General features: G+C 37.8%; 3 protein-coding genes. All 3 read right to left on the reverse strand.

Features of this window, described 5'->3' with window-relative positions; genetic code table 11:
• On the reverse strand, window positions 1-829 hold an 829-nt coding region (locus tag NEH74_RS12310; protein ID WP_262941424.1), incomplete at its 3' end, for an IS66 family transposase.
• A 94-nt stretch (window positions 830-923) separates the two neighbouring features.
• The gene (gene tnpB / locus NEH74_RS12315; RefSeq protein ID WP_256656469.1) at window positions 924-1,280 is read right to left on the reverse strand and encodes an IS66 family insertion sequence element accessory protein TnpB; all 357 of its coding nucleotides are present in this window, start codon (window positions 1,278-1,280) and stop codon (window positions 924-926) included.
• The gene (locus NEH74_RS12320; protein ID WP_055276859.1) at window positions 1,270-1,449 is read right to left on the reverse strand and encodes a hypothetical protein; all 180 of its coding nucleotides are present in this window, start codon (window positions 1,447-1,449) and stop codon (window positions 1,270-1,272) included. The genes tnpB and NEH74_RS12320 overlap by 11 nt, the downstream gene beginning before the upstream one ends.
• Window positions 1,450-1,537 lie beyond the last annotated feature (88 nt).

Raw genomic sequence — 1,537 nt, forward strand, 5'->3', positions numbered from 1 at the left:
GAGATGTTGCGTCACGTCCATCCGTTCGATTTAACACTTGATAGTGCGTTTCATCGGCATGAAGAACTTCTTCTTTTACTAAGATTTTGGCGAAATAATCGTAAAGTGGGCGTAACCAATCATTGGCGACTTTGATCATCCAGTTCGCCATCGTGCGCCGACTTAATTCTAAACCATACGTCTGCCATTCTTTCTCTTGACGATAAAGTGGAAGGCTTAATTCATACTTTTGATGGATCATCCAAGCTAGAACACTAGGCCCAGCTAAGCTCCTTTGAATGGGTCCTTTAGGGACTTCAGCACATTGAATCGGCTGTGGTTCATAGGAGTCATCATGACAATCACACTTATAAGCGTGTGAATAGTACACTTTTTTAAATAGTTTCGCTGGGATAAAGCAGACCTCTTCACGAATGATTTTCTTTCCCATCGGTTTCATCTTTTGACCACAATAGTCACATGTACAATCTTCACCATGTAACTCACAGTGAATTTCTTCAACGGGTAAATCTTTGGTTAGCTCTGCCTTACGCCCCGATGCCTTACGGCGGCGATATGTGATTTCTTCTGTTGGTTCAATGTTTGTTTGGTCGTTTTCTAAAACAGGATCCTCAAAAAGTGAGAGTTGATTGGGATCAACTTTAGTTTTCTCGCTTGAGGATCCAAAAAGCTTTTTTGTTAGAAATTCTACTTGTTCCGTTAATTGTTGAATTTTTAGAGTCTGCTCAGTGATTTGTTGATCTTGTTGAGTGATTCGTTGAGTTTGTTGATCCAGTTTTTTTAATAAGTTCTGATTTTCTTTGATTAGTTTTGATTCAAACGTACTCAATTGCCTCACCTCTTTTTCTAAAATGATTCATGTTAGGCTTAGTATGCCCAAAAGTAGATAGAAAATACAGGTTTTATTACCATTTTATAATGATTTAAATCAGACATCCTGTTTGAGCTGGTTTGATGGCTTTAGGTTGTTGAATAGATAAGCCTTCAAGTAGCCAACGAAGCTCCTGATGGGTTAATTTTTTGACTTCTTCTTGGTTTCTTGGCCATTGAAGGTTCCCCTTCTCAATCCGTTTATATAATAAGATAAAACCGTCTTTATCCCAATAAAGGGCTTTGAATCGGTCTTTTTTTCGTCCACAAAATAGGAAAAGGGCATCGTTAAATAAATCAAGATTATACTTGTCTGTGATGATACCTGCTAGTCCATCAATGCCACAGCGCATATCAGTGTGACCACAAACGATAAATATGTTTTGAACATTCGAGAAATTAACGAGCATGTTTAGACATCTCCGCTAAAACGGCATGTAAGATATGTTTATCAACTCCATTATAAAACGTCGCTTCAGCACCGTTTATTTTGAAGTAACATGAAGGGGTATCAGTATAGGGCTGATCAGATGAAGATTGATTTAACTGAACAGGAACAATGATCGGATTTTCTTTCATAAAAAAATTGACCTCCTTTTCTTTGATAGCTTCATTTTAGCTCAAAGTTGGAGGTCAAAATAGACAGGTTTATATTACCCGCTTACGC

It is taken from the genome of Turicibacter sp. GALT-G1, from assembly GCF_025594995.1.
GTDB lineage: Bacteria > Bacillota_I > Bacilli_A > MOL361 > Turicibacteraceae > Turicibacter > Turicibacter bilis.